We start from the raw sequence: 22,742 nt of genomic DNA on the forward strand, positions 1-22,742 counted from the left end.
CGCTCGGTACGAAGCAACGGGGTCAGCCGCTGTCCGAGCCTGCGCCGGAGTCTTTGGCCGGGCTCGGACTCGGACTGGCCTTGCCGTCCTCGCCCTTGTCCCCGCTCTTGTCGTCGCCGTTCTTGCCGCCGGTCTCGTCGACCTTGGTCTGCGCCTCCTCGGCGCGCTGCAGGGCCTCCTCCAGATCCTTCTGCGCCTCCGCGTAAGCGGCGAGGTCCTTCTGTTCCAGCGCCTTCTGGCCGGCGTCGAAGGCCTTCTGCGCGTCGCTCAGCGCTTCCCGGACCGTCGGGTTGGTGGAGGTCGGCGGCGGCTCGGTGGTGCCCTCGCCCTCGTCCGTTGGCGGTTCGGTCGTGGGATCCTGCGCTCCGAAGACCTTGGCGAGGGCCTCGTCGAGGGTGTTCTCGAAGGCGGTGTTGCCTCCGTAGCTCACCAGCACCTTGCGCAGCAGGGGGTACTTGAGGTCGCCACCGCGCACGTAGACCGGCTCGACGTACAGCAGTCCTCCGTCGAGCGGCACCGTCAGCAGGTTGCCGTACTCGACCTCGGAGTCGCCACCTCTCAGCAGCCTGATGGTCTCGGCGATGTCCTGCTCGGAGTTCAACTGGCTCTGGACCTGTTTCGGTCCGTTGACGGTCGTACTCGTCGGCAGTTTCAGAATTCTGATCTTGCCGTAGCCGTCTGTCCCGGCCTCGGCGTCCACCGCCATGAACGCGCTGATGTTGTCGCGTCCGTTGGGCGTGAACGTCGTCGTCAGCGAGAACGCCTGCTGATCCTGGTCCGGCATCTTCATGCTCAGGTAGTACGGCGGCACCGCGTCGCCCGACTTGTTGGTCGGGTCGTCCGGCACCTGCCACACCTCGCTACCGCTCAGGAACGTGTTGGCGTCCTTCACGTGGTAGCGCGTGAGCAGTTCGCGCTGGACCTTGAACAGGTCCTGCGGATAGCGCAGATGCGCCATCAGCGCGTCGGAGATCTCGCTCTTGTCCTTCACCGTGTCCGGGAACGCCTTCATCCAGGTCTTCAGGACCGGGTCCTTGGTGTCCCACTGGTACAGCTTGACGTCGCCGGTGTACGCGTCGACGGTCGCCTTCACGGAGTTGCGGATGTAGTTGACCTGGTTCTGCTGGGCCACCACCGCGCGTGAGTTGTTGTTCGCGGTCAGGGAGTCGGCCGTGGTGTCGCCGAGCGTCGTACGGGAGGCGTACGGGTAGCCGTTCGTCGTCGTGTACGCGTCGACGATCCACTGGATACGGCCGTCCACGACCGCCGGGTAGGCGTCGCCGTCGATGGTCAGCCACGGTGCGACGGCCTCGACGCGCTCCTTGGGCGTGCGGTTGTAGAGAATCCGCGAGCCCTCGCCGATCGCACCGGAGTACAGGATCTGCGGCTCGCTGAACGCTGCCGCGTACGCCGCCCGGTTGACCGCGTTGGAGAGGTCGATCCCGCCGTCACCCTTGTAGCTGAACGTCTTCTCCCCACTGTCGTCGGAGTAGTCGATCTCCTTCTGGGGGCCGCCCACGATCGAGTAGGTGGTGGTCTTCTCGCCGTAGTAGATCCGCTGTTCGTACGTCCCGAGATCGCCCTGGGACGGCAGGTCGGACTCGGTGAAGACCGGGCGGCCCTCGGAGTCGACCTCGGTTCCCTTGGCCGCGACGACGCCGTATCCGTGGGTGTAGCGGAAGTGGTTGTTGATCCAGTTCTTCTTCGGGATGCCGGCCAGGTTCAGCTCACGCAGACCGATGACCGTGTCCTGGTCCTTGCCGTCCTTCGAGTAACGGTCGACGTCCAGGTTGTTGGGGAACGCGTAGTAGTTCCTCATCTGCTGGAGCTGCTGGAACGTCGGCGAGATGACGTTCGGGTCCATGATCCGGATGGACGCGGCGGCGTCCACGTCGTCCCGGAGCTTGGTCTTGTCCTTGGTCTGGCTCACGCCCGGGTACTCGGTGACCTGGGTGCCCTCGATGCCGTAGGCCTCGCGCGTCGCCTTGAGGTTCTTCTCGACGTACGGCGCCTCCTTGGCCTGCTCGTTCGGCTGGACCTGGAACTTCTGGACCAGTGCCGGGTACAGGCCGCCGATGAGGATCGCGGAGAGCACCATCAGGCCGAAACCGATCACGGGGAGCTGCCAGGTGCGGCGCCACAGCGTCGCGAAGAACAGCAGCGCGCAGATGACGGCGATGCAGAACAGGATTGTCTTGGCCGGCAGGTAGGCGTTGGCGTCGACGTACCGCAGACCCGTCCAGCTATCGGTGGCCTTGAAGTCGCTGGACTTCACCGCCAGCCCGTACCGGTCGAGCCAGTAGGCGACCGCCTTGAGGGCGACGAAGACGCCGATGAGCACCGACAGGTGCCCGGTGGCCGCGGCCGTGGCGCGCGCACCCGGGCTGGTGACGCGGAGCCCGCCGTACAGGTAGTGGGTGAGCGCGGCGGCGATCACCGAGATGATCACAGCGGCGAAGCCGAAGCCGAGCAGGAACCGGTACCAGGGCAGGTCGAAGGCGTAGAAGGAGACGTCCAGCTTGAACTGCGGGTCCTTCTGCCCGAAGGGCACGCCGTTGACCCACATGAGCCAGGTCCGCCACTGGCCGGACGCGGAAGCGCCGGCGATCAGGCCGACCAGGGCCGTGATGCCGAGCAGCAGCCACTTCTTGTACGGGGCGATACCCATCCGGTACCGGTCGAGGTTCTGCTGCTCCATCGACATGGCGCTCAGCGGCGGCCGCAGCCGGTGGGCCAGCCAGATGTTGAACCCGACGGCGAGTGCCATCAGCAGACCGAACACGAAGAAGAGTCCGATCTTGGTCCACAGGGTCGTCGTGAACACCGACGAGTAGTGGACCGACCTGTACCACAGCCAGTCCGTCCAGAATCCCGCGAACATGGTGAACGCCATGCCGAGCACGGCGAGGACACCAAGTGTCATCAGCAGGGTTCGGACACGCCGGGACGGGCGGCCCACTCTGATCCGCGGCCCCGTCGGGGGGCCTCCGCCGCGGTCCGGCATCTGGAAAGCCAAGGTGGCACCTCGAAGTTCGCTGTTGATCCGTCAGGCCCTCGGGTTCGCGGGCCCCCCGTGCGCCCCCGTGTTCGCGGGCCCACACCTATGCAACTTACTCATCGTTTACTCGGTTCCCGATTCGGGCCAGTAACGAGGCAGGATTGTGACCATGTCCAACACCCCCATGGCAGCGAGCCCCCTCACCCGGGCCGTACTCGAGATCGACGAGTACGTCTCCGGCCTCGGCTGGGACCAGCCCGCACGCCTCTTCGCACTTGTCGACACCGCACGGTTGAGGGCCGATCAGCCCTCACTCGCGGACCGGCTCGGTCTGCGGGACGAGCCGGAGATCACCGGCCTGACCCCGATCGAGCAGGACGAAATTCCAACGGACCAGCCGCTCGACGAGTTCCTGGGCACCATCGCCTGGCCGGACGCCGTGGTCGGCTGCGCGCTCGCGGTGGAGCGCCTGATGCTGCCGCCCTCGGCCGAGGCCCAGGTCCCGGAGGGCCTGAACGAGACGAAGCTGGCGCAGTGGGTGGCGGAGCACCCGGACCGCCAGGAGGTCCGCATGACGGTCGCGGTCCTGCGGGACGGCACCCGCGACTCGGCGCTGCGGCTGCGGGAGAAGGACGCCGCCACGGAGGTCCTCACGGGCTCCGACCTGGTGCCGGGTCTGGCCCAGGCACTGACGGCGACCTTCGAGGATTGAGGAGTAGCCCCGCGGCTCGCGTAGCCCTCCGGCTCGCGTAACCCCGCGGCTCTACCCGGCTGCCCGCTCCGTCATCCCGTCGTGCACTTCGGCAGGCCCGAGGAGTCTCCCGAGCGGATGTCCTTCAGTGCGCCGAGGGCGTCGTCGATGGTGTCCACCTTCACGAGGGTGAGCCCGTCGGGGACGTCCTCGGCGGCCGCCGCGCAGTTGTCGGCGGGCGTCAGGAAGTACCGGGCGCCCTTGTCCCGCGCGCCGATGGTCTTCATCCCGATGCCGCCGATCGGTCCGACCTTGCCGTTGTCGGCGATCGTCCCGGTGCCGGCGACGAACTTGCCGCCGGTCAGGTCGCCTGGCGTGAGCTTGTCGTAGATGCCGAGGGCGAACATCAGACCGGCGCTCGGGCCGCCGACGTCGGCCAGCTTGATGTCGATGGAGAACGGGAACGTGTGATCGGTCCCGGCGGAGATCCCGACGATGGCGCGCTTCTCGCCGGCGTCGTCGGAGGTCGCGGTGGTGATCGTGACCTCCTGCGTCTTGGTGGGCGTCCGGCCCTCCTTCTCCGCGGCGGCCTGCTCCTTGGCGGGCACGATCGTGAAGACGACGTCCTGTCCGGGCCTGTGCTCGGTCACCAGCTCGGCGACGTCCGCGGGCTTCTTGACCGGTGTGCCGTCCACCGCCTTGATCACGTCTCCGGCGTGCAGCCTGCCCTCGGACGGTGAGTCCTTGACGACCGTGGAGACGACCACCCAGGACTTCACCGGGATGCCGAGCGCCTTGAGGGCGGCGACCTTGGCGCTCTCCTGGGACTGGCTGAACTCCTCCGCGTTCTCCTGGGTGGCTTCTTCCTCGGTCTTGCCGTCCGGGTAGAGGGTCTCGTGCGGCACCACGCGGTTGTCGTGTGCCAGCCAGCCGTAGACCGCTTCCACGAGGTTCATCTTGTACTCGGCGCTGGTGACCCGGACGGTGGTCATGTTCAGATGGCCACTCGCCTCGTAGGTCTTGTGCCCGTCGATCTGCAGCACCGGCTCGCCATCGTGGTCCCCGAGGGTGTTCACCGTCGGCCCCGGGGACATCTCCGAGTAGGGCACGGGGATGAACACACCCGCGCACAGGAGCGCGATCAGCATCAGGGTGGAGGCGAGCATCGTCGCGGTGCGGCGTGGCATGGCACGACAGTACGGGACCGGGCTGTCAGAACACCGTCAGGGCTGCGCCGTCCGGTCAGGCTCCGGTGCGGGGCCTCTCCATGGCCTCGCGGAAGCGGGCGTACCCGTCCAGCTCCGGCCCGTCACCCCGTGTCCTACGGGTCCGGTTGGCCCAACTGCCCCACAGACCCGCGCCGACAGCCGCCACAAGCGGAATCAGCAACCAGGCAAGCGCTGCCATGCCGACCTCCCAACCCCATGAGCGTCCGCGACTGACTGATCAGCAGATTAACCATCCGCAGTGACAACGCTCACGCCGGGGGGTCGGTCACGCAACCGGAGCGACAAGGGGGACGCGGGAGCGCGCAGGGCCGTCTGCCGCCTTCAGCAGGCGCCCACCCACTCCTCGGTACCGTCGGAGAAGGACTGGTGCTTCCAGATCGGCACCTCGTGCTTCAGGTCGTCGATCAGCTTCCGGCAGGCGTCGAAGGCCTCGCCCCGGTGCGGGCAGGACACGGCGACGACCACGGCGAGATCCCCGACCTCCAGGTCACCCACCCGGTGCACCGCGGCGAGCGCCCGCACGGGGTACTCCGCGACGACCTTCTCGGCGATGCGCCGCATCTCGGCCTCGGCGCTGGGGTGGCACGAGTACCCGAGCCGATCGACGTCGGTCCCCCCGTCGTGGTTGCGCACCGTCCCCACGAAGAGCGCGGTGCCGCCGGCCGCGTCGTCCCCGACGGCCCGGAAGACCTCGTCCACGGAGAGGGGCGTCTCCCGGATGCCGATCAGCTTGACGGGGTCCGGCGCGGCCAGCTCACCGGGGTGGTCGTTCGTGGTTGCCATACGCCCATCGTGCCGCACGGCACGGACGGCGCGGAACAGCGCCATCACCCGGCACGCGCGCGTACCGCCCTGGAGCCTCCTACAGGGGGCGCGGCCGGCCGGTACGGGGCCGGGAGTCCGGCGTCGGCCCGGCCCCCGCCTCAGATCCGCCGCCGGGCCTTGCGCGCCCGCCGCACCACTGCGGCCGCGCCCAGCAGCGCCACCGTCGCGCCCGCGGCTCCCGCCGCCGTCGCGTCCTTGCGCCCGAGGCGCCGCCCGGCGACGGTGTGGCGCCCGGAGACCTCCTCCAGCAGCTCCTCGAGCACCTCCTCGTTGGTGTACTTCGGCCGCCATCCGGCGTCGTGCAGCCGGCTGCCGCTCACCACCCAGGGATACATCGTGTAGGCCAGGTCCCCGGCCGGTGAGGGCGTCAGCCCGATCCGGTGCAGCCGGGCCGCCGCACCGAGCGCGACCGCCGACGGCAGCTCCATCCGCCGGATCCCGCTGAGCTCCTCGACCTCCTCCTGCTCCAGCCACCCGTCGCAGCCGACGGCCAGTTCCCCGTCGGCCTTCTCCAGCACGGCGTACTCCAGGGCACTGCACAGGTCGTCGACGTGGCAGAACTGCCAGGCCGGCCGCGAACCGGCCACGACAAGCAGCCGAGGCGACTCGAAGTACCTGGTCAGCGCGGTGTCCATGCCTCCGACCAGCACCGCCGGCCGGACGACGGTCACATTGAGGCCGGGATGCGCCCGAGGTGCGCGACGCGCGAGCCGCTCGATCTCCAGCAGGTCCCCGACTCCGGTGGCCTCGGCCGTGGCGCGCAGCTCGGCGTCCTCGGACAGCGGCAGCTCGTTGTCCGGGAGGGCCCCGTAGACCATCGCGGAGGTGCACAGCACGACCCGGTGCACGCCGGCCGCCGCGGCGGCGGTCAGGACGGTCTGCGTCCCCCGGACGTTGTAAGCCGTCCGGGCGGCCGCGTCGGTCTCCAGGTCGAGGTCGAGCGCGAGGTGCACGACCACGTCCGCACCACGCAGTTTCTCGGCGATGGCCGGGTCCCGTACGTCCAGGATCTGCCACCGTGCCGCGGTGCACTCACCGCGCCGTTCGTCGATGGCCACGACCTGTTTGACCTCGTCGGACGCGGCGAGCCGCTCGATGAGCAGCGCCCCGATCCCGGACGCGGCACCGGTGACCGCGACGACGGGGCCGCGCGCGCCGGGGCGGGCGGAACTGGTTGACTGGTTTCGCGCTGCGCGAACCTGCGGATCTGGGGAACTCACCGGGCGTCTCCAGCGGTTGTCTTCAGTACGGGCGCGAGCGACGCGTACGTACCAGGTGGCATCCATCCTGCCGCAGGCCGTCAGTCGGCGAAGCACCGAGGCCCGAACCGCCGCAGGTGTCTACGCTGGGTGGTGAAGTCGGGCAGCCGTGCCGCCGGAAAGAACCGGCGGCCCTACCAGCCGAGGAACCCCGTGAGTGACACCCCATTCGGATTCGGCCTTCCGCCGGAGGAGCCGGACGACGGCGACGAGGGCAAGAAGAAGGACCAGCAGGGCGGCGGTGGTCAGGGACCGGCCAACCCGTTCGGATTCGGGTCCGGAGCCGGCGGCCTTGGCGGCCCCGGCGCGGACAACCCGTTCGCTGCCATGTTCGGTTCCATGAACCCCAACGACCTGGGCGCCGCGTTCCAGCAGCTCGGCCAGATGCTCTCCTACGAGGGCGGTCCGGTGAACTGGGACATGGCCAAGCAGATCGCCCGCCAGACGGTCTCCCAGGGCACACCGGACGGCACGAAGGACGCCAGCGTCGGCCCCGCCGAGCGCAATGCCGTCCAGGAGGCCGTCCGCCTGGCCGACCTGTGGCTGGACGACGCCACCGCCCTGCCCTCCGGCGCCGGTACCGCGGTGGCCTGGAGCCGCGCGGAGTGGGTCGAGGCGACCCTGCCCGCCTGGCGGGAACTCGTCGACCCGGTCGCCGAGCGCGTCGGCACCGCCATGGGCGACGTGCTGCCCGAGGAGATGCAGGCCATGGCCGGCCCGCTGATCGGCATGATGCGTTCCATGGGTGGCGCCATGTTCGGCACGCAGATCGGGCAGGCCGTCGGTGTGCTCGCCGGCGAGGTCGTCGGCTCGACCGACGTGGGCCTGCCGCTCGGCCCGGCCGGCAAGGCCGCGCTGCTGCCGGTGAACGTCGAGGCGTTCGGCAAGGACCTCGGCGTGCCGCAGGAGGAGGTGCGGCTGTATCTCGCCCTGCGCGAGGCCGCCCACCAGCGCCTCTTCGCGCACGTGCCGTGGCTGCGCTCGCATCTGTTCGGCGCGGTCGAGGGTTACGCCCGCGGGATCAAGGTCGACACGGCCAAGCTGGAGGACGTGGTCGGCCAGTTCGACCCGCAGAACCCCGAGCAGTTGCAGGAGGCTCTCCAGCAGGGCATGTTCCAGCCGGAGGACACCCCGGAACAGAAGGCGGCGCTGGCCCGTCTGGAGACGGCTCTGGCGCTCGTCGAGGGCTGGGTGGACGCGGTGGTGCACACCGCCGCCAAGCCGCGCCTGTCCTCCGCCGACGCGCTGCGCGAGACGCTGCGCCGCCGTCGCGCCTCGGGCGGTCCCGCGGAGCAGACGTTCGCCACGCTCATCGGGCTGGAGCTGCGCCCGCGCCGCCTGCGCGACGCTTCCCGTCTGTGGGCGTCCCTGACGGACGCGCGTGGTGTCGACGGCCGGGACGGCCTGTGGGCCCACCCGGACATGCTGCCGACCGCGACCGACCTGGACGACCCGGACGGCTTCGTGCACCGCGAGCAGCTCGACTTCTCCGAGCTGGACAAGATGCTCGGTGAGGCGGCCGGCAAGCCCGATCTCAAGAAGAAGGACGACGAGAAGGGCCAGGGCGGGGCCGACGGCAAGGGCGACGACACCGAGTGAGCCTCCACGACGACGCCGTCCTGGTCCTGAAGGGGTGCGAGGGCCAGGACGAGCTGCGCCAGATCTACCTGGACCATCTCGCGACGTACCCGGACGGCATGTGGAAGGCCTGCGCGGACGGGCACATCACGGCGAGCGTCATGGTGATCGACCCGTCGCGCGGGCGGGTCCTGCTGACCCTCCACAGGAAGTTGCGCATGTGGCTGCAGATGGGCGGCCACTGCGAGCCGGGCGACGAGACGCTGGCGCGGGCGGCCCTGCGCGAGGGCACGGAGGAGTCGGGCATCGCCGGACTGGCCCTGCTGCCCGGCGGTCCCGTGCGGCTGGACCGCCACCACACGCCCTGCGCCTGGCATCTGGACGTCCAGTACGCGGCGCTGGCTCCGGAGGGGGCCGTCGAGGCGATCAGCGACGAGTCCCTGGACCTGCGCTGGTTCCCGTACGCCGAGGTCGCGGACGTGGCCGACGAGTCGGTCGTACGCCTGCTGGAGGCGACCCGCGCCCGGCTCTGAACCGGGTAAGGGGTGACCGCCCTAGCGATCACCCCTTACAAAGCGTGCGGCGCGGCGCCGCCCGCTCAGCTCCAGACGTTGCCCTGGTTCTGACCGCGGGCACCCTGCTGGCCCATGCCGTACTGCGCGGATACCCCCTGCCCGAGCTGGGCGTTCTGCGGGGGCAGCAGCTCGCTGGGCTGGACGAGCGCGAAGCCGCTGCCCATGAAGCTGAGCTCCCAGCCCTCGCCGGTGTTGCCGCGGCGCCGCCACACCCCGGAGGAGTGCGTCTGGGCCTGCATCTGCACGCGCAGGCCGGTGGACCAGGCGACGATCGCGTCGGCGTCGCAGTTGACGTACTTGTCGGGCGTCACCTGCATCAGCAGCGGGGCACCCGAGGTCATCAGGGCGACCTTGCCCCGGCCGGTGATGTTGAGCTGGTACTTCCCCGAGCCGGAGATGCCGTACAGGCTGTCGACCGCGATCACCTCGTGGTGCAGGGACGACTCCATCGCCAGCACGTAGCTGCTGTCGACGGTGAGGCCCTCCTGGTCGACCTCCATCACGTGGATGTGCTGGGCGAGGTTGGCGAAGAAGACCGTGCCCTGCCCGTGGCAGCGCATCAGGTCCAGGCCCTCACCGGTGCGCGCACGCGCGCGTGACTGGTTGTCGCTCTGGTACTCGGCGTCGAACTCGACGAGCCCCTGGTAGGCAACCATCGTGCCCTTGCGGGCGAGCACGTCGTCGTGGCCCTGCAGGGCGACGCGCAGCAGGTGCTTGTTCTGCAGGCTCCAGGCTTCCTGGGTCTGCTGGTCGGTGTAGGCGAAAAGCGGGCTCTGCATGATGTTCTGGCTCCCCCTCAGCCCCGGACCCGGAGGCGGTCGGTGCTGTCCTCGCTGGGCTGGACTACGACGATGCCCTGACCGGAGAAGGCCATCTGGTAGGCCTCGCCGCTGCCGCGGCCGATCAGCGACTGCGCCTTGAAGCTGCGCTTGCCCTTCACCTTGAGGTTCGGGGACCAGGCGACGAGCGCGTCCGGGTCGACGTAGGTCTCGTCCTCGCCACCGCCGCAGTCGACGACGATCGGCTTGCCGCGGGAGGTGAGCGCGACCCAGCCCTGACCGGAGATCTTGGTGTTCCACAGGCCCTGCCCGGCGAACTTCGCCAGGCCCTTGACCCGCTCCACGCCCCACGTCAGGTGGGCGTCGAAGGCGAGCAGGTTGGTGGCGTTGACGGAGATGCCGTCGCCGTTGAGGTTGATGACGACGACGTTCGCGCCGTAGTCGGCGAGGTAGAGCAGTCCGTCGCCGGAGCACTTCATCAGGGGCGCGCCCTCGCCGGTCATCCAGTCCTTCGCGATCTGGCGGACGGCGGGCGGATTGGGCTCGTACTGGACGAAGCCCTCGTAGGCGACCATCGAGCCCACGCGCGCGAGGAGGTCGTTTCCGGTCTGCATGGCGACCTTCAGCATGTGGTTGCCGTGGTTTTCCATGCGCGCGGTGACCGGTGCGGGAGCGTAGCCCGCGAGCGGCTGGTTCATGTCGGGCTCTCCCTCAGATCTCGTACGGCTGGACGATGACGAAGTTGCCGGGTGCCGCCCGGAACTGCAGGTTGACGCTCTCGCCCGTGTCGCCCGCGTAGGAGTTGCGGCGCATCCGCACCTGGCTGGAGACGACCACCTGGGCGGCGGCCGACCAGGCGACGACGGCGTTGCAGTCGGCGAACGTGGTGGGCGTGACCGGCAGCACCACGGGCACGCCGTGCGTCTTGACGACGATCGTGCCGGTGCCCTGGAACTGCATCGTGAACAGCGCGCCACCGGGGATGCCGTGTCCCTCGATGCGGCGGACTTCGTACTGGAGGCTCTCGTCGAAGGCCAGGACGTTCTCCGCGGAGACGCACACGGCGTCGCCCTGGAGTTCGATGGGGTGCAGCATCGCGCTGTTGTCGGCGAGGAACACCTGTCCCTTGCCGGTGCAGCGCATTAGCTGCATCTCCTGGCCGGTGGCGTTGCCCACGACCCGGCCGGCGAATCCGGCGCCCTTGTAGCTGAAGTCGACCTTGCCCTGGTAGAGCACCATGCTGCCCTGCCGGGCGAGTACGGGCTGACCTTCCGCGCCGAGGTCGACGCGGACCAGCTTCTTGTTCTGCTGGGTCCAGCGCTGACCGGTCGCCGTCTCCTTGAACTGCTGGAGCGCGGCCATCATCCCGGCGCCCTGCGGCGCACCCTGAGGCATGCCCTGCGGGGCTCCGTGAGGGGCCTGCAGGCCGTAACCGGGAGGCGGGGCCGGCTGTCCGTGCCCCTGCGGCGGGGCGGGGGGCTGGCCGTACCCCGGAGGCGGAGTGGGCTGGCCGTAACCGGGCGGCGGGGCCGGGGCCTGCGGAGCCTGCGGCTGGCCGTATCCGGGGGGCGGCGGGGCGGTCTGGCCGGGGACCTGGCCGTACGGCGGCTGCTGACCGGGCTGGCCGTACGGCGCGGGCGCCGGGGCAGGGGGCGGCACCGGGGAGCCACCGGGCGGCGTGTTCACGGGCGCGACGATGGTCTGCGCGGCGTGCACGTCGGGCCCGGGCGTCGGGGCGGGGGGCGCGGGCGGCGTGGCGGCGGGCGGAGGGGCGAAGCCTTGTGGGGCGGGCTGCGGGGCAGGGGCCGGTGCGGGCTCAGGAGCGGCGGCGGGCGCGCCGAACGCCGGCGGCGCCGAGGCCTGGGCGGGCGGGGCGAAAGCCGGGGCGGCGCCGGTCTGCGGCTGCTGCGGCTCGGGCGTCTCCTCCTCGGCGACCTCACCGCCGAAATTCTTCAGCAGCGCGTCCAGCCCGCCGTCGAAGCCCTGTCCGACGGCGGCGAAACGCCACACGTCCTTCAGATAGAAGTCGCCCAGCATCACGGCGCGCTCGGTGGAGAACTCCGAGCCGCTGAACGGATACCGGGCCACCTCCTCGCCACCCGCGACGATCCGGATGTATCCGGGGCCGACCTGCGACATCTGTCCGGCGCCGTCGATCGTCGCCGTGAAGGAGAGCTTCTGGATCTGCGACGGGATCCTGTCGAGGGTGACTCGGAAGGATTCCGTGTCACCCGCCTGCGCACCCAGGAGCTGGATGGACTCCTCGGGGGTCTTCGGTTGGTTGAAGAACACGAAGTACCGGTCGTCCGACAGCCGCTCGTCGGCGTCGAGACCGAAGCAACTGATGTCGAAGTTCAGTCCGGGGCCGGAGATCTGCACGCCTACGTACAGATCCGTGCCCGCGGTGAGGTCACTGATCCTGGCCTTGTGGCCGCGTTGGAATTCCCTGGCCATGCGTTACGACCGTCCCCCATCCGAATGTGAGTGCGTCGCGCCAGGCTAACGGCAATCCCGGACACCGGAAGAAGTCGGTACAGAGCCGGTACAGAACCCGTGCGCGGCCGTGTCGCACACTCCGCCGGGGCACGCTCGGGGGCGCGCGCTACTCGCTGCGAGCGCCGGGCACGTGCGGCAGCTTGTCGGCGGCCACCACGCCCTCGAGGTAGCCGCGGGCCCGCTCGGTCCTCGGGTAGGCGTCCAGCAGCCGCCAGAACCGGGGCCCGTGCCCGGGGACGAGCAGGTGCGCCAGTTCGTGGAGAAGGACGTAGTCGACCACGTACTCGGGCATGCCCTGGAGACGGTGCGACAGCCGGATGCTTCCCTCGGACGGGGTGCACGAGCCCCAGCGCGTGTTCTGATTGGTGACCCAGCGGACCGAGGCGGGCCGGGCCCGGCCGTCGAAGTACTGGCCCGACAGACGCTCCGCGCGCTCGGCCAGCTCGGCGTCGCCGAGGACGCGCTTGCTCTCCTGGGCGGCCAGCTTGTCCAGCATGACGCTCACCCAGCGTTGCTCCTCCGCCTCGGACATCCGGGCGGGGATCAGCACGACGGTGCGATCGCCCTCGCGGTACGCGGAGACGGTCCGGCGTCGCCGGGTGCTCCTGCGGACCTCGATCGCGCTCGCCCTCGAGCCGTTCGGCGGCGGATTCGTCGGTGTGCGCTGGGGCGCCCCGGCGCGGTGCAGTGGGTCGGCGGACACGCCTCGACGTTACCCGCTGCACACGGGGAAGTCCCGGCTCCGGGATGGTTCGGCGCCGATCCGCCACCCCTCCGTGGAGGTGGACGACCGATTCGTACGACGAATACCCACCACCTGTGGACAACTTTCGACGCCCGGTCGCCCCTCCGGGCATGCTGGCACTCGCCGGCGGATTCGCGACCGACCGCACTAACCGGTACGCGACCGACCACCGCCGGCTATACGGGGATGTTCCGGACTTTCGAAGCCTTGGAACGCGAAGAGTCATGGGGGATATGGCATGCATCCGATGGTGAAGCCCGCGCTGAGGCGCGGCTGGCGCGATCTGAACACCGTGCAGTTCGGGATGACGCCGGCGCACGCGCTGACGCTCGGCCCGGTGGACACGGCGACGGGCAGCTTTCTCGAACTGCTCAACGGCACCCGTGGACCGGCGCTCCTGCGGGAGGAGGGCCGGCGCATGGACCTGCCGGACGGACACGTCGACCGGGTGGTGGAGCGGCTGGCCAGGGCCGGGATCCTCGACGACTCCCGGGGCGGCGGCCCGGACGCCGACGCGCTGCGGGAGAGGAAGGAGCTCCTCGACCGGCTCCGCCCCGATCTCGCCTCGCTGTCCCTGACCAGCTCGGAACCGGGGGACGCCATGAGACACCTGGCCGCCCGGCGGGCCCTGCGGGTGCGGGTGCGGGGTGCGGGGCGGGTGGGCGCGGTGCTCGCCGGTCTGTTGTCGGGCGCGGGCGTCGGCGAGATCGACGTGCTCGACGGCGGCCGCGTCGAGCCGTGGGACGTCGCCCCGGGCGGGCTCCCCGCCGAGTCCGTCGGCGACCGCCGCGACGAGACGGCCCGCCGGGTGGTCCGCCGGGCCGCCCCGGGCCGGCCGTCGCGCCGCGGTCCCACGACGCCGCCCGAGGGGAGCGCCCCGGGTTTCTCCCTGGTGGTCGTCGCGCCTCGCGACGACGTCGCGGTGCACGCGCCCGACCCTGCCGCCGCGGAACCCCTGATGGCCTCCGGTACTCCTCACCTGTACGCCGGCGTCGTGGAGGCAACGGGCGTCGTCGGCCCCCTGGTCCTGCCCGGCGAGACGGGGTGCGCCGGCTGTCTGCACGCGGACCGCACCGACCGTGACCCGGCCTGGCCCCGTCTGGTGGCGCAGTGGCGCTCCGGCCGACAGCGCCGGGCGCAGGCCTGCGACCTCACCCTCGCCACGACCGTCGCCGGGCTCGCGGCGGCCCACGCGCTCGCCTTCCTGGACGGCCGGACGCCCTCGGGCACCGGTGCGCGCTGGGAGGTTTCACTGCCCGGTCTGCGGTGGCACACGCGGCCGGTACGGGCGCACCCCGCCTGCCCGTGCGGAGCCGCCGGCAAAGGTAACCAGGAACACACCCCCGGGGACGGGGGGTGGCGCGCGACAATGGCTGGGCAAGGGCCGTCGACGGAAGTACGCCATGAGGCAGAACCGGCGCGGCCGGCTGGGACTTGGAGGGCGCATGTCTGATCTTCCGCGCAAGGCGGTCACCCGCACCGCCAAGCTCGCCGCGCTCCCGCTCGGCTTCGCCGGGCGGGCGACCTGGGGGCTCGGCAAGCGAATCGTGGGCGAGTCCGCGGAGATCGTCGGCCAGCAGTTGCAGCAACGCACCGCGGATCAGCTCTTCAAGGTGCTGGGCGAGCTCAAGGGCGGGGCGATGAAGTTCGGACAAGCCCTGTCCGTCTTCGAGTCGGCGCTGCCCGAGGAGGTCGCCGGGCCCTATCGGGCGGCACTGACCAAGCTGCAGGAAGCCGCACCGCCGATGCCGACGCGCACGGTGCACGCCGTGCTGGCCGAGCGGCTCGGCGAGGACTGGCACGACCTGTTCCTCGAGTTCGAGGACAAGCCCGCCGCGGCCGCCTCGATCGGCCAGGTGCACCGGGCGCTGTGGCACGACGGCCGCGAAGTGGCGGTCAAGGTGCAGTACCCGGGCGCCGGCGAGGCCCTGCTGTCCGACCTGAACCAGCTCAGCCGCTTCGCCCGCCTGCTCGGCCCCTTGGTCCCCGGCATGGACATCAAGCCGCTGATCACGGAGTTGAAGGACCGGGTCTCGGAGGAGCTGGACTACGACCTGGAGGCGCAGGCACAGCGGGCTCACGCCGAGGAGTTCGCGGATGATCCGGACATTACGGTGCCGGAGGTCGTCCACCAGTGCGAGCAGGTGCTGGTGACCGAGTGGATCGACGGCATCCCGCTGTCGGAGATCATCGCGGACGGCACGCCGGAGCAGCGCGATCGGGCCGGTCAGCTCCTGGCCCACTTCCTCTTCTCGGGTCCGGCGCGCACCGGCCTGCTGCATGCCGACCCGCACCCCGGCAACTTCCGTCTGCTGCCCGGCGGGCCGGACGGTGAGGACGACTGGCGCCTGGGCGTCCTGGACTTCGGCACGGTCGACCGCCTCCCGGGCGGCCTGCCCGAGCCCATCGGGGCGGCCCTGCGCATGACGCTGGACGGCGAGGCGGACGCCGTTTACGAGATGCTCTGCACAGAGGGTTTCGTCAGGGAGTCGATAGAGCTGGACCCCGACGCCGTCCTCGACTATCTCCTGCCGATCATCGAGCCGGCCCGGGTCGACGAGTTCACCTTCACCCGTGGCTGGATGCGGAGCCAGGCGGCCCGGATCGGCGACCCCCGCTCCCCCGCCTACCAGTTGGCCAAGCAGCTCAACCTGCCGCCGGCCTACTTGTTGATTCACCGCGTGACCCTGAGCACCATCGGTGTGCTGTGCCAGTTGGGGGCGACGGTGCGGCTGCGCCAAGAGTTGGAGGAGTGGTTGGTGGGGTTCGTCCCCGAAGAGGAGGACGAGTACGAGGCGGCGGACGACTACGAGGTGGGGGAAACGGCGGCGGAAGCGTGAACCGCCGGAGTTGAACACGCCGTGAGGGCCGGCCCGTTCGGAACGGACCGGCCCCCGCAAAGAGAGCTTCGCCTCCCTGGCCGGGAGGCCACCCTTCGGGTGTGCTCGGTTACTGCATGACCGCCATGGCGAGCGCCCGGCGGGCGCGCCGCGAGGCGCGCTCGGCCCGGCGCTGCATCCGGCGAGCGGTCACCAGGCGCAGGGCCCGGCGTTCCTGCTCCGCCTCTTGCAGGCGGTCGTGCATATGCGCACGAGCCAGGGCTTCTGGGATGAGTTGCATCTCACGGGTCCTGTTCTGACGCGAGTCCTTCGCGTCGCTGGTGGTGAAGTCTTCAGGCGCGGAGCCTGCGATGTCGTGGGTGGACGGCTTCATCGGGGCCTGCTTCTTGGGGTCGTACGTGAGGGGACGGTCGATCGTTCCTGGGGTGTTCATGCCGAAACCGGGTTCTTGCGCGGGCGGCCACGGGGCCGCTTCCGGGCAACGACGACACCCTGAACGAACAGCTCGCCACCCCAGACGCCCCAGGGCTCACGCCGCTCCTTGGCGCCGGCGAGACAGGCCTCGATCAGCGGGCACGTGCGGCACAGGGACTTGGCGTACTCGACGTCCGCCGGCGACTCCGCGAAGAAGACCTCCGGGTCGTAGGAGCGGCAGGGGACGGGCACGCCGAGGTTCTCGATGGCGTCGTCAAGCGCGGTGAGCGCGGTGAGCGGAGTCAAGGTGGAGTCCTCCGTGGGGACGGGCTTGGGGATCGTGTCGGAAGGCGGTACGGACGGGGCGTGCGCTTCGAGTTGCACGGGTGGTCTTCCTCGTCTGGTCGTTCCGGCCGGTCGGCCGGGTGGCGGCTTGGTACCGGGTTCTTTTCTTGTCCCGAGGCTCCTTCGTGCTGCCGTCCCCGTTCGAGGACAAACAGAAGGGCCGCGGATCCCGGGTGGGGTTCCGCGGCCCTGAAGGCGCCGGCCTGATCGCCGATCAGGCTGGATCACTCCAGGGTTCTGGCCCACGGAAGGCCCACATCAGGTGGTGCTGCGTCGTCTGCTTCCGGAATCCGGCACCGGTCGCGGTAAAGGCATAGGCCTGCGCCTGTGTCGCTACTGCTGCTTCCAGTGCCTTGGTCGGTCGCTCATTGCGCTCACGGACGGGAAGGCCCGCGGGGGCAACGGAGGCGGAGGCCGGACGCACGGCACGAATGCCGGACAGACCGGTACCCCGGTTGGAAACGCCGAGCATGCACAGGGAGACGGCCGAGCGATCGGTCAGTTTGGCGGTGGAGCTGACGATGGAGCTGAAGTTGATGCTGATCACTGGACTCGCCTCCTCTCGGCGTCTCGGGGGACTGGGATGAACCAGTCCGCGGATATGCAAGTACAACACGGATTCAGGGCCTTCGGGAAGGCCGCTGCTCCCGTGACCAAGAACCTATGGGGATTCCCGGGGCATGCGCAAACTATTTTTTCGACGAGTCTGTATCAGTCGTCCTCGCCGAGACCCACGCCGCTCTGGCCTGCGCAGATGGCCAGGACGTCAGCTCCGTAGCGGTTGAGCTTGCGCGCTCCGACTCCCGGGATGCGTGCCAGCTCGCGCTCGTCCTCCGGTACGGACTCCGCGATCGCCATCAGCGTTTTGTCGGTGAAGACGCAGAACGCGGGCTGCCCGCTGCGCCCCGCCTGGACGGCACGCCACTCGCGCAGCCGCTCGTAGACACCCTCGTCCATGTCTGACGGGCAGTCCTCGCAGCGCATCAGCTTCATCTCGCCCGCCTCGGTGAGCGTGCGCCCGCAGACCCGGCAACGGGCCGGGGTCCGCTGGGTACGTCTGGGGACGGCGGGCGCGGCGCCGCCACGCCCGAAGCCGCGCTCCACGCCTCCGGGGCCGCCCGCGGCCGTACGCCCGCCCGCCGTGCCGGAGCCGGGCCGCAGACCCTTCAGGAAGCGGCTGGGACGGCGGCTCGGCCGGCCGCCGGGAGAGCGGGCGAGTGCCCAGGACAGGTGCAGGCGTTCGCGCGCGCGGGTGACGCCGACGTAGAGGAGGCGGCGTTCCTCCTCGATCTGCTCGTCCGTCTTTGCGTAGGTGATCGGCATCATGCCCTCGGCGACACCCACCAGGAAGACGACGTCCCACTCCAGCCCCTTGGCGGAGTGCAGGGAGGCGAGGGTGACGCCCTGCACCGTCGGGGCGTGCTGGGCGCCGGCCCGCTCGTCCAGTTCGGCGACGAGGTCGCTCAGCGTCGCGCCCGCTCTGGCGGCGGCGAAGTCCTGGGCGAGACTGACCAGTGCGGCCAGCGACTCCCAGCGTTCGCGGACGGCGCCCGACCCGGCGGGGGGCTGGGTGGTCCACCCCTCCCCGGACAGCACCGCGCGCACCTGCGAGGGCAGGTCGACGGCGTCGTCGAGGAGGGAGTCGTTGCCGCCGAAGCGCGCGGCGGCCCGCAGGGAACTGCCTGCCTTGCGCACCTCAGGACGGTCGAAGAAGCGCTCCGCGCCACGCAACTGGTAGGGGACCCCGGCGTCGGCGAGGGCCTGTTCATAGGTCTCGGACTGGGAATTCGTGCGGAACAGGACCGCGATCTCGGCGGCCGACACGCCCGAGTCGATGAGCTCGCGGATGCGCCGGGCGGCGCCCTCGGCCTCGGCCGGTTCGTCGCTGTACTCGGTGTAAACGGGCTCGGGACCCGCGGGACGCTGGGAGACGAGCTCCAGACGGTGGTCGGCGGCCCGGCCCCGGGCCTGGGCGAGCAGGCCGTTGGCGAGGTGGACCACCTGAGGGGTGGATCTGTAGTCGCGGACCAGCTTGACGACGGTGGCGCCGGGGTGGCGGCCGCGGAAGTCGAGCAGATGGTCGGGGGTTGCTCCCGTGAACGAATAAATCGTCTGGCTGGCGTCGCCGACCACGCACAGGTCGTCACGGTCGCCGAGCCACAGCTCCAGCAGGCGCTGCTGGAGGGGGCTGACGTCCTGGTACTCGTCGACGACGAAGTGCTGGTACTGGGCGCGGACCTGTTCGGCGACGTCGTGCCGGTCCTGGAGAACGGCCACCGTCAGCAGCAGCACGTCCTCGAAGTCGATGACGCCGCGCCCGCGCTTGAGATCCTCGTAGGCGGAGTAGAGCTGGGCGATCTCGGCCGGGTCCCGGGGCGCCTCGCGGCCGGCCTTGGCCGCGGCGAGAGCGTAGTCGGCGGGGACGGTCTGGGTCACCTTCGACCACTCGATCTCGGCGGTGGCGTCGCGCAGCTCGCCCCGGTCGAGGCGGATGCGGCAGGCGGCGGCCGCGTCGGCGACGAGCTGGATCTTGCGGTCGACGAGCCTGGGCAGGGAGCCACCGACCGCTTTCGGCCAGAAATACTGGAGCTGGCGCAGCGCCGCCGAGTGGAAGGTGCGTGCCTGGACGCCTGCGGCACCGAGCTGGCGCAGCCGGCCGCGCATCTCCCCCGCGGCACGGTTGGTGAAAGTGACGGCGAGCACGCTGGAGGGCTGGAGGATCCCGGCGCGTACCCCGTAGGCGATGCGGTGGGTGATCGCCCGCGTCTTGCCGGTACCGGCGCCCGCCAGCACGCACACCGGACCGCGCAGGGCGGTCGCCACCTCGCGCTGCTCGGGGTCGAGCCCTTCGAGCACCGCGTCGGCCGAGTCCGGTACCTGCGGGAAGAGGGTGGAGTGCGTTGCTGCTGTCACACCGCCATGCTGCCAGGTCATGGGAGGCGGGTGAGTCCGTTGTCCACAGGCACGCACCGATAGTCGTACCAATGCGACAGGCGTCACGCACCGGAGACCCGTGCGAACCGCGCCAGACCCGCACCCGCCCCGCACCGGGAATGGCGGCGCCTCCGCAGACGTTCCCTCGGTGCGACCTCATCCCCGAGCCGCCGAAGGAGCGCGATAGACATGCCGGGCACTGTAACGATGTACAGCACCACGTGGTGCGGCTACTGCCGTCGGCTGAAGAGCCAGATGGACCGCGAGGGCATCGCGTACACCGAGATCAACATCGAGCAGGACCCGGAGTCCGCCGCGTTCGTCGAGAAGGCGAATGGCGGAAACCAGACGGTGCCGACCGTGCTCTTCCCGGACGGCTCGACGCTGACGAACCCGTCGCTGGCGCAGGTGAAGCAGAAGGTCGGCGCCTGAGCGACGGCACGGCCGGACGCTCGAGACGTGTAGAGGGGCGGCCCTCCCCGGCGGGGAGGGCCGCCCCTCTACACGTCGTACTGCTCAGAAGGCGCCGCGCGTCGGCAGCGGCTTGCCGTACCAGAGCTCGATGAGGCGGGCGGCGATCGAGATGCCGTAGGGCGGGAGCACGTCGCCGGACTCGAAGGCGGCGCCCAACTCGTCGCGGGAGAACCAGCGGGCCTCGTGGATCTCGTCGCCGTCGACGTTGATGTCGGTCGAGGTGGCGCGGGCCATGAAGCCCAGCATGAGGCTGGACGGGAAGGGCCAGGGCTGGCTGGCGACGTACTCGACGGGGCCGACGGTGATGCCCGCCTCCTCGTAGACCTCACGGCGCACCGACTGCTCGATGGACTCGCCGGGCTCCACGAAACCGGCGAGCGTCGAGAAGCGGCCCTCGGGCCAGTGGACCTGGCGGCCGAGCAGAATGCGGTCCTCCCCGTCCGTGACGGCCATGATCACCGCGGGGTCGGTGCGCGGGTAGTGCTCGGCACCGCAGGCGGGGCAGCGGCGGATGTGGCCGGCCGCGGCGATGACGGTGCGCTCGCCGCAGCGGGAGCAGAAGCGGTGCAGACGCTGCCAGTTCTCCAGGGCGACCGCGTGGGCCATCAGGCCCGCGTCACGGGGTGACAGGAGCAGGCCGGCCTCGCGCAGGCCCGCCGGGCGGGCGGACTGGTCCATGCGGCCGGGCAGGGAGTCCTTCTGGAGGGCGAAATAGCTGACACCGTCCTCGTCGGTGCCCAGGAAGTAGCGGTGTGCCTCGGTGAGCGGGGCCTCGAAGGAGGGAATCATGACGACTTCAGTACGCCCGTCGGGCGTCTCGTCGATGAGGACCTGACCGCCGGAGACCACGAAGCAGCGCGTCGACGGGTGACTCCACGCCGCCGCGAGCCAGGCCTCGTCCAGGCGGTGGTGGGCGGCGCGGTCGATGCCGCTGGGAGCGGTGAGCGAGATGGGACGGTCGGCGGTGTGGTCGGTCCAGGTGGTCACGGGTGCTTCCAACTCCCCCGGTGAGCGGTTCGGTTCGGCAGGCGGTTCAGCGGGTCGTAGGGCGGGTGGCGACCGGGGCCCGGAGGGCTCGGCGGTGCGGGGCGGTCTTTTCGGTGTGCCGCGCGCGTGATGCGGGTCCGGACCTGGACCGTGCGGGGCGTTCAGGGCGCGTGGCGCCAGTGCTCCGCCATGTCACCCCACAGGAGGGCGGAGGTTTCGACGCCCTTGAGGAGCAGGTCCAGCTCGACCTTCTCGTCGGGGGCGTGCCAGCCGTCGGACGGGACGGAGATGCCGAGGAAGAGCACCGGTGCGCCGAGGACCTCCTGAAGGTCGGCGGCCGGTCCGGAGCCGCCTTCGCGCGTGAAGCGGACCGGTTTCCCGAAGGCCCGGCCCATGGCGCGGACCACCGATTGCAGCGCCGGGTGGTCCAGCGGCGTCAGGCACGGGCGCGTGGCCCCGCTGAAGGTGATCTCGCAGCGGATCCCGGCGGGCACCTGCTCGGCGGCCCAGGCGCGGACGGCCTTCTCGACGTGGTCGGGGTCCTGGCCCGCGACCAGCCGGAAGGAGAGCTTCACCATGGCGGAGGACGGGATGATCGTCTTGCTTCCCGGGCCCTGGTAGCCGCCGCCGATGCCGTTGACCTCGGCGGTGGGGCGGGCCCAGACGCGCTCCAGGGTGGTGTGCCCCACCTCGCCGTGGGCGGCGTACGACTTGGCCGTGCGCAGCCACTGCGACTCGTCGAAGGGCAGCTCGGCGAAGAGGTCGCGTTCCTGGTCGGTGAGTTCGGTCACGCCGTCGTAGAAGCCCGGGATCGCCACGCGCGCGTGCTCGTCGTGCAGGGCGGCGACGAGGCGGGCGACGGCGGTGGCCGGGTTGGGCACCGCGCCGCCGAAGGAACCCGAGTGGATGTCCTGGTCCGGGCCGTGCAGCCGGATCTCGCACTCCGCGAGGCCGCGCATGCCGGTACAGACCGTGGGGGTGTCCTCGGACCACATGCCGGTGTCGGAGACGATCACCGCGTCGGCGCCGAGTCGCTCGGCGCGCTCCTCGACCAGGGCGCGGAAGTGCGGGGAGCCGGACTCCTCCTCGCCCTCGATCAGCAGCTTGAGGTTCACCGCGGGGGCGGTGCGGCCGGTCGCGGCGAGATGTGCGCGGACGCCGAGTGTGTGGAAGAACACCTGCCCCTTGTCGTCGGCCGCCCCGCGCGCGTAGAGGCGGTTTCCGCGGACGACGGGCTCGAAGGGGTCGCTGTTCCAGCCGTCCTCGCGGGCGGCCGGCTGCACGTCGTGGTGGCCGTAGACGAGGACCGTCGGTGCCTCCGGGTCGCCGGAGGGCCATTCGGCGAAGACGGCCGGGGCGCCCGGCGTCGGCCAGACCTCCGCGGTCTCGAAGCCGGTCTCCCCGAGTTTGGCGGCGAGCCAGTCGGCGCTGCGGCGCACATCGGACGCGTGGTCGGGCTGGGCCGACACGGACGGTATGCGCAGCCACTCGACGAGGTCGTCGAGGAAGGCGGCGCGGTGGTGCTCGATGTACGTACGGACAGCGCTGTCCGGGGTCTCGCTCATGCTCACGA

At 70.7% G+C, this 22,742-nt stretch carries 21 protein-coding genes; 6 read left to right on the top strand and 15 right to left on the bottom strand.

The features are described from left to right. Positions 1–22: 22 nt before the first annotated feature. Positions 23–3,004, bottom strand: a complete 2,982-nt coding sequence (locus tag B1H29_RS12475; RefSeq protein WP_055417948.1) for a UPF0182 family membrane protein — start codon at positions 3,002–3,004, stop codon at positions 23–25. A gap of 163 nt (positions 3,005–3,167) precedes the next feature. Here B1H29_RS12475 and B1H29_RS12480 point away from each other — a divergent pair, with 163 nt between their 5' ends. Next, complete coding sequence (locus tag B1H29_RS12480) at positions 3,168–3,710, top strand: PPA1309 family protein (protein WP_055417949.1); 543 nt, start codon at positions 3,168–3,170, stop codon at positions 3,708–3,710. Between the two features lie 71 nt (positions 3,711–3,781). Here B1H29_RS12480 and B1H29_RS12485 read toward each other — a convergent pair whose 3' ends face one another. From B1H29_RS12485 to B1H29_RS12495, 4 genes are all read right to left on the bottom strand, one after another. Beyond that, on the bottom strand, positions 3,782–4,876 hold the full coding sequence (locus B1H29_RS12485) for a YlbL family protein (protein ID WP_055417950.1): 1,095 nt from the start codon (positions 4,874–4,876) through the stop codon (positions 3,782–3,784). 55 nt (positions 4,877–4,931) lie between these two features. After that, the gene (locus B1H29_RS38515; protein WP_167392529.1) at positions 4,932–5,096 is read right to left on the bottom strand and encodes a hypothetical protein; all 165 of its coding nucleotides are present in this window, start codon (positions 5,094–5,096) and stop codon (positions 4,932–4,934) included. Positions 5,097–5,239: 143 nt separating this feature from the next. Next, a complete protein-coding gene (locus B1H29_RS12490) occupies positions 5,240–5,701 on the bottom strand; it encodes a molybdenum cofactor biosynthesis protein MoaE (protein ID WP_055418930.1) in 462 nt (153 codons plus the stop codon). 140 nt (positions 5,702–5,841) lie between these two features. After that, the gene (locus B1H29_RS12495) at positions 5,842–6,963 is read right to left on the bottom strand and encodes an SDR family oxidoreductase (protein ID WP_055417951.1); all 1,122 of its coding nucleotides are present in this window, start codon (positions 6,961–6,963) and stop codon (positions 5,842–5,844) included. A gap of 192 nt (positions 6,964–7,155) precedes the next feature. On the opposite strand from B1H29_RS12495, the gene B1H29_RS12500 reads away from it, so the two are divergent. After that, positions 7,156–8,601 (top strand): zinc-dependent metalloprotease, encoded by a 1,446-nt coding sequence (locus tag B1H29_RS12500; protein ID WP_055417952.1) that lies wholly within the window; start codon positions 7,156–7,158, stop codon positions 8,599–8,601. After that, the gene (locus B1H29_RS12505; protein WP_055417953.1) at positions 8,598–9,113 is read left to right on the top strand and encodes an NUDIX hydrolase; all 516 of its coding nucleotides are present in this window, start codon (positions 8,598–8,600) and stop codon (positions 9,111–9,113) included. The genes B1H29_RS12500 and B1H29_RS12505 overlap by 4 nt, the downstream gene beginning before the upstream one ends. 65 nt (positions 9,114–9,178) lie before the next feature. Here the strand turns inward: B1H29_RS12505 and B1H29_RS12510 are convergent, their stop codons facing one another. The 4 genes from B1H29_RS12510 to B1H29_RS12525 form a co-directional block, all read right to left on the bottom strand. Next, positions 9,179–9,934: an AIM24 family protein gene (locus B1H29_RS12510; protein WP_055417954.1), complete on the bottom strand. Its 756-nt coding sequence runs from the start codon at positions 9,932–9,934 to the stop codon at positions 9,179–9,181. 17 nt (positions 9,935–9,951) lie between these two features. Beyond that, positions 9,952–10,632 (bottom strand): AIM24 family protein, encoded by a 681-nt coding sequence (locus tag B1H29_RS12515; RefSeq protein ID WP_030974882.1) that lies wholly within the window; start codon positions 10,630–10,632, stop codon positions 9,952–9,954. Between the two features lie 13 nt (positions 10,633–10,645). Next, positions 10,646–12,388 (bottom strand): TerD family protein, encoded by a 1,743-nt coding sequence (locus tag B1H29_RS12520; protein WP_055417955.1) that lies wholly within the window; start codon positions 12,386–12,388, stop codon positions 10,646–10,648. Positions 12,389–12,536: 148 nt separating this feature from the next. Further along, positions 12,537–13,133, bottom strand: coding sequence for a M48 metallopeptidase family protein (locus tag B1H29_RS12525; protein ID WP_055417956.1), 597 nt, complete (start codon positions 13,131–13,133; stop codon positions 12,537–12,539). A 280-nt stretch (positions 13,134–13,413) separates the two neighbouring features. Between B1H29_RS12525 and B1H29_RS12530 the strand changes: the two genes are divergently transcribed. Both B1H29_RS12530 and B1H29_RS12535 read left to right on the top strand, forming a co-directional pair. Next, positions 13,414–14,628, top strand: a complete 1,215-nt coding sequence (locus B1H29_RS12530) for a TOMM precursor leader peptide-binding protein (RefSeq protein ID WP_055417957.1) — start codon at positions 13,414–13,416, stop codon at positions 14,626–14,628. After that, entirely contained in the window at positions 14,621–16,015 is a 1,395-nt protein-coding gene (locus tag B1H29_RS12535; protein WP_055417958.1) for an ABC1 kinase family protein, read from the top strand. Before B1H29_RS12530 ends, B1H29_RS12535 begins: the two co-directional genes overlap by 8 nt. Positions 16,016–16,124: 109 nt before the next feature. Here the strand turns inward: B1H29_RS12535 and B1H29_RS12540 are convergent, their stop codons facing one another. From B1H29_RS12540 to B1H29_RS12555, 4 genes are all read right to left on the bottom strand, one after another. Then, on the bottom strand, positions 16,125–16,448 hold the full coding sequence (locus tag B1H29_RS12540) for a hypothetical protein (RefSeq protein ID WP_055417959.1): 324 nt from the start codon (positions 16,446–16,448) through the stop codon (positions 16,125–16,127). Beyond that, a complete protein-coding gene (locus B1H29_RS12545; protein ID WP_055417960.1) occupies positions 16,445–16,813 on the bottom strand; it encodes a WhiB family transcriptional regulator in 369 nt (122 codons plus the stop codon). The genes B1H29_RS12540 and B1H29_RS12545 overlap by 4 nt, the downstream gene beginning before the upstream one ends. A gap of 175 nt (positions 16,814–16,988) precedes the next feature. After that, positions 16,989–17,321, bottom strand: a complete 333-nt coding sequence (locus tag B1H29_RS12550) for a hypothetical protein (protein WP_167392530.1) — start codon at positions 17,319–17,321, stop codon at positions 16,989–16,991. 164 nt (positions 17,322–17,485) lie between these two features. Then, positions 17,486–19,687, bottom strand: a complete 2,202-nt coding sequence (locus B1H29_RS12555) for an ATP-dependent DNA helicase UvrD2 (RefSeq protein ID WP_409350907.1) — start codon at positions 19,685–19,687, stop codon at positions 17,486–17,488. Positions 19,688–19,897: 210 nt separating this feature from the next. Here B1H29_RS12555 and B1H29_RS12560 point away from each other — a divergent pair, with 210 nt between their 5' ends. Then, positions 19,898–20,140, top strand: coding sequence for a mycoredoxin (locus B1H29_RS12560; RefSeq protein WP_055417962.1), 243 nt, complete (start codon positions 19,898–19,900; stop codon positions 20,138–20,140). Positions 20,141–20,224: 84 nt separating this feature from the next. Here the strand turns inward: B1H29_RS12560 and nudC are convergent, their stop codons facing one another. Together nudC and B1H29_RS12570 are read right to left on the bottom strand one after the other, a co-directional pair. Next, entirely contained in the window at positions 20,225–21,169 is a 945-nt protein-coding gene (gene nudC / locus B1H29_RS12565) for an NAD(+) diphosphatase (RefSeq protein ID WP_055417963.1), read from the bottom strand. Positions 21,170–21,330: 161 nt separating this feature from the next. Next, positions 21,331–22,734, bottom strand: coding sequence for a dipeptidase (locus B1H29_RS12570; RefSeq protein WP_055418931.1), 1,404 nt, complete (start codon positions 22,732–22,734; stop codon positions 21,331–21,333). Between the last annotated feature and the right edge of the window lie 8 nt (positions 22,735–22,742).

The organism is Streptomyces pactum, assembly GCF_002005225.1.
Classification (GTDB): domain Bacteria; phylum Actinomycetota; class Actinomycetes; order Streptomycetales; family Streptomycetaceae; genus Streptomyces; species Streptomyces pactum_A.

Excerpts from the sequence above, each read along its gene's own strand:
- B1H29_RS12475 (WP_055417948.1), bottom strand. The coding sequence starts at position 3,004 with ATGCCGGACCGCGGCGGAGGCCCCCCGACGGGGCCGCGGATCAGAGTG.
- B1H29_RS12480 (WP_055417949.1), top strand. The coding sequence starts at position 3,168 with ATGTCCAACACCCCCATGGCAGCGAGCCCCCTCACCCGGGCCGTACTC.
- B1H29_RS12485 (WP_055417950.1), bottom strand. The coding sequence starts at position 4,876 with ATGCCACGCCGCACCGCGACGATGCTCGCCTCCACCCTGATGCTGATC.
- B1H29_RS38515 (WP_167392529.1), bottom strand. The coding sequence starts at position 5,096 with ATGGCAGCGCTTGCCTGGTTGCTGATTCCGCTTGTGGCGGCTGTCGGC.
- B1H29_RS12490 (WP_055418930.1), bottom strand. The coding sequence starts at position 5,701 with ATGGCAACCACGAACGACCACCCCGGTGAGCTGGCCGCGCCGGACCCC.
- B1H29_RS12510 (WP_055417954.1), bottom strand. The coding sequence starts at position 9,934 with ATGCAGAGCCCGCTTTTCGCCTACACCGACCAGCAGACCCAGGAAGCC.
- B1H29_RS12515 (WP_030974882.1), bottom strand. The coding sequence starts at position 10,632 with ATGAACCAGCCGCTCGCGGGCTACGCTCCCGCACCGGTCACCGCGCGC.
- B1H29_RS12520 (WP_055417955.1), bottom strand. The coding sequence starts at position 12,388 with ATGGCCAGGGAATTCCAACGCGGCCACAAGGCCAGGATCAGTGACCTC.
- B1H29_RS12530 (WP_055417957.1), top strand. The coding sequence starts at position 13,414 with ATGCATCCGATGGTGAAGCCCGCGCTGAGGCGCGGCTGGCGCGATCTG.
- B1H29_RS12535 (WP_055417958.1), top strand. The coding sequence starts at position 14,621 with ATGTCTGATCTTCCGCGCAAGGCGGTCACCCGCACCGCCAAGCTCGCC.
- B1H29_RS12540 (WP_055417959.1), bottom strand. The coding sequence starts at position 16,448 with ATGAACACCCCAGGAACGATCGACCGTCCCCTCACGTACGACCCCAAG.
- B1H29_RS12560 (WP_055417962.1), top strand. The coding sequence starts at position 19,898 with ATGCCGGGCACTGTAACGATGTACAGCACCACGTGGTGCGGCTACTGC.
- B1H29_RS12570 (WP_055418931.1), bottom strand. The coding sequence starts at position 22,734 with ATGAGCGAGACCCCGGACAGCGCTGTCCGTACGTACATCGAGCACCAC.